Annotated in this window: 5 protein-coding genes; 2 read left to right on the forward strand and 3 right to left on the reverse strand. The window is 73.3% G+C overall.

The features are described from left to right. A partial coding sequence (locus AB0I76_RS24590) for a sigma factor (protein ID WP_357039830.1) occupies window positions 1-232 on the reverse strand: 232 nt, incomplete at its 3' end. Window positions 233-241: 9 nt separating this feature from the next. Continuing rightward, complete coding sequence (locus AB0I76_RS24595) at window positions 242-643, reverse strand: YciI family protein (RefSeq protein WP_357039833.1); 402 nt, start codon at window positions 641-643, stop codon at window positions 242-244. A 106-nt stretch (window positions 644-749) separates the two neighbouring features. Between AB0I76_RS24595 and AB0I76_RS24600 the strand changes: the two genes are divergently transcribed. Both AB0I76_RS24600 and AB0I76_RS24605 read left to right on the forward strand, forming a co-directional pair. Then, window positions 750-1,595, forward strand: a complete 846-nt coding sequence (locus AB0I76_RS24600) for a neutral zinc metallopeptidase (RefSeq protein WP_357039836.1) — start codon at window positions 750-752, stop codon at window positions 1,593-1,595. Window positions 1,596-1,718: 123 nt separating this feature from the next. Continuing rightward, window positions 1,719-2,372 carry an HAD family phosphatase gene (locus tag AB0I76_RS24605; RefSeq protein WP_357039841.1) on the forward strand — a complete coding sequence of 218 codons (654 nt, stop codon included), beginning with the start codon at window positions 1,719-1,721 and terminating at the stop codon, window positions 2,370-2,372. 51 nt (window positions 2,373-2,423) lie between these two features. Here the strand turns inward: AB0I76_RS24605 and AB0I76_RS24610 are convergent. Then, the coding region (locus AB0I76_RS24610) for an FtsX-like permease family protein (protein ID WP_357039844.1) at window positions 2,424-3,874 on the reverse strand (1,451 nt) is incomplete at its 5' end.

Here is a 3,874-nt window from a genome sequence, read left to right on the forward strand (position 1 = left end):
GCCGGGCCTGCTCGGCGCGCAGCAGGTCGGTCAGCCGCCGGGAGGCCACCGTGATCAGCCAGGCGCGGGGACGCTCCGGTACGCCGTCGCGGGGCCACGCCGTGGCGGCGGCGATGAGCGCCTCCTGGGTGGCGTCCTCGGCACTGTCGAAGTGGCCGTAGCGGCGGGTGAGCGCGCCGAGGACCTGCGGCGCCAGTGCGCGCAGCACGTCCTCGACACCTCGGTCGGTCACCGGGCCACCTCAGCCGTCCAGGTCGTCGATGCCCTCGGCGATCGGCCGGACGTCCACGTACTCGCCGGGCGCGTCCGGGTTGACCAGGCCCGCGGCGATCTCCACCGCCCGGTCGACGCTGGCGACGTCGACGACCGTGTAGCCGGCGAGGACCTCCTGCGTCTCCGGGTACGGCCCGTCGGTGACCACGGGCACGCCGCCGCTGAGCTGGATCCGCCGGGCGTGCACCGGGGCGGTCAGTCCCTGGGCGTCGACCAGCTCACCCGACTCGACGAGCTTCTGGTGGAACGCGGTCATGTGCTCGTGCATCGCGGCGACCTGCTCCGGCGTCATGGTCGGGCCGTCGGTCGGGCGCCCGGCCATCGCGTCGTAGTCCCGCTGCGACCCGTAGAGCATGATCATGAATTTCATGGCTTCTCCTTCCGCGGTGCGCCCCGTGCGCTGCCACCCGGGACGTCGAAGCCGTTCGCGGATCCCGGACACGTCCCGCCCGCCGACATTGCACCCCGCGCCGTCCATGGTGAACCGACGACACGCCACGGGCGTAGATACAGCCGGTCGGCATGGCGGACGGGCCGCCGGGGTACTGCACGACGACGAGGCCGACGCCGGGGAGGGCACGATGAGGACGCGGGCGCGACGAGGGTCGGGAGGGTCACTCGTGGGCCTGGCGGTGGCGCTGGTGGCGGCGGTCGGCTGCGCCGTCGGGGGAGTCTCCGCGCCGTCGGGTCAGCCGGCCCCGGACCAGCGGTCCGCCGACCCCGACCCGTCGACGACCCGCGCCGACGGCACCACCAGCGTCGAGGAGTTCGAGGACGACGTCGTGACGGCGCAGCGCATCGCGGAGCGGTACTGGTCCGAGCAGTTCCGTGCCTCCGGCGAACGCTTCCAGCCGGTGCGGCGGATCCTGCCGTACCAGCGCGACGGCGAGGTCGCCTGCGGCGGGCAGGAGATCCCCCGCAACAACGCCGTCTACTGCTCGGCCGGCGACTTCATCGCCTACGACGTCCGCTGGTCGGTGGGCGCGTTCCGGCAGATCGGCGACGCCTTCGTCTACTACCTGCTCGGCCACGAGTACGCCCACGGCATCCAGACCCGGCTCGGCATCCGCTACGAGTTCACCATCCAGCAGGAGCTGCAGGCCGACTGCATGGCCGGGGCGTTCCTCGGCGACTCGGTCCGGGGCAAGGTCCTGGCCTTGGCCGACGGCGACCTGGAGGAGTTCCGCGAGGGGCTGCTGGCCGTCGGCGACGACCCCGACCAGCCGTGGTTCGCCGAGGGCTCGCACGGCACCGCCGAGCAGCGCACCGAGGCGTTCTTCCGCGGCTACGAGCAGTCCCTGGACGCCTGCGACCTCACCTGAGCGCCGGTGGCGGCGTAGCTCACCCCGGCCGGCACCGCCGTCGCCGGCCGGACCCCGGCTGGGAGGATCCTCCGGTACGCCCACCCCGAGGAGGATCCGCTGAGCAGCCACCATCCCGCCGCCGTGCTCTTCGACATGGACGGCACCCTGGTCGACAGCGAGAAGCTGTGGGACGTCGCGCTGCGCGAGCTGGCCGACGCGTACGGGGGCAGCCTCTCCGACGCCGCCCGCAAGGCGATGATCGGCACCAGCATGGCCGCGTCGATGCGGATCCTGCACGAGGACCTCGGCCAGCCGGAGCGGGACCCCGAGGTCAGCGCCGCGTGGATCGACGCGCGGATCCTGGAGCTGTTCCGCACCGGGCTGCGCTGGCGGCCCGGCGCGTCACCGCTGCTGCGGGCGGTACGCGCCGCGGGCATCCCCACCGCCCTGGTCACCTCCAGCGGCCGGGCGCTGGTCGAGGTGGCCCTCGACACGCTGGGCCGGGACAACTTCGACGTGGTGGTGTGCGGCGACGAGGTCGACGCGGCGAAGCCGCACCCCGAGCCGTACCTGACCGCCGCCCGGATGCTCGGCGTGCCGATCGCGCGCTGTGTGGCGATCGAGGACTCGCCGACCGGAGTGGCCAGCGCGCTCGCCGCCGGTGCCGCGGTGCTCGCGGTACCGGCCGAGGTGCCGCTGAGCCCGGCCGACGGCGTACACCAGTTGGAGAGCCTCACCGCGGCGGACCTGGAGCTGCTCGCGGCCCTGCTCGGCGAGCCGCCGCCGGTGCGTTGAGAAGGCCCCCGCTCCGCGCCAGGCGCAGAGCGGAGGCCTTCCGTCCACCACTCAGTCGTGGGCGATGGCGCCCAGGACGTTGATCCGCGCGGCGCGGACGGCGGGCAGCACCGCGGCCACCACCCCGACGATCGCCGCGAGGCCCAGCATGATGCCCATCTGGCCCCAGGGGAGCACCAGGTCGGTGATGCCCTCGTCCCGGAGGGCCTCGACCACGGCCGCGCCGAGCCCGGTGCCCACGGCGAGACCGAGCAGCGCGCCGAACACCGAGATCACCACCGCCTCGACGGTGATCATCCGCATCGTCTGTGCCCGACGCAGGCCGATCGCCCGCAACAGACCCAGCTCACGGGTGCGCTCCAGCACCGACAGCGCCAGGGTGTTGACGATGCCCAGCACGGCGATCACGATGGCCAGCGCCAGCAGGATCTGGATCATCGTGAGCAGGCCGTCGAGCTGGCTGGTCTGCTGCTCGACGAACGCGTCCCGGTCGGCCACCGACACCTCGGGGCTGTCCGCGAGCAGCGCCTCGACCTGCGGCTGCACGTCGGCCACCTTTGTGCCGGGGGCGAGCTGGAGGAAAGCCTGGATCGGCTGCGGGACGGCGAAGTCCTTCGCGGCCTCCTCCGGCAGCACCAGCGGGTTGTTCAGCTCCGAGCTCTTGTAGATGCCGGACACCGTGTAGGTGCGCTGCTCACCCCGGGTCAGCTGCACCGGCACCGTCGAGCCGACCGACAGCCCGCGTTCGGTCGCCACGTCGGAGCTGACCAGCATCTGGCCCGGGCCGACGCGGCTGACGTCACCGGCGACCACCTCCGTGCCGAAGATCTGCCCCTGCGCGGCGACGTCGCTGGACGCCGTCACCCAGGTCTGCTCGCCGCCGACGATGGCCAGGTCGCCGTACTCGCCGTCGACCAGTCGCACACCGGGCAGCGCCGCGGCCTTCTCCAGCACGCCCGGGTCGAAGCTCGGCGGCCGGGGACCGCTCTGCACCCCGGCGATGACCAGCTCGGCCTTGACACCGGTCTCCGCCAACTTGCCGAAGCTGCCCTTGGCCGAGTCCAGGATCACGGTGACTCCGGTGACCAGGGCGATGCCGACCATGAGCGCGGCGGCCGTGATGGCGGTGCGGCGCGGGTTGCGGCCGGAGTTGAGCCGACCGAGCTTGCCCGGCACCGACCAGGCGAACAACGCCCCGAGCAGGCTCACCACCGGCCGGCTGATCAGCGGGGTCAGCAGAGCGACGCCGATGAACGCGAACAGCACCCCGGCGAGGATCGTGGCGAGGGTGTTGCCCCGGGCGTTGCCGCTGAGGCCCAGGAAGAGCAGCACCGCGCCGATGCCGGTGACGATGCCGCCGGCCACGGTCACCTTCGTCAGCGGCCGGTCCGGCGTCGCCACGTCCTGCATCGCGGCGATCGGTGGGATCCGCGCCGCCCGCAGCGCCGGCAGCAGCGCGGCCACCACGGTGATGACCAGGCCGACCGCGAAGGCGCCGATCA

The sequence above is a fragment of the Micromonospora sp. NPDC049799 genome (genome assembly GCF_040656655.1).
Taxonomy (GTDB): Bacteria; Actinomycetota; Actinomycetes; order Mycobacteriales; family Micromonosporaceae; genus Micromonospora.

What these genes read in the sequence shown, in the direction of transcription:
- AB0I76_RS24600 (WP_357039836.1), top strand. Translation starts at nt 750, where the DNA reads ATGGTGAACCGACGACACGCCACGGGCGTAGATACAGCCGGTCGGCAT.
- AB0I76_RS24595 (WP_357039833.1), bottom strand. Translation starts at nt 643, where the DNA reads ATGAAATTCATGATCATGCTCTACGGGTCGCAGCGGGACTACGACGCG.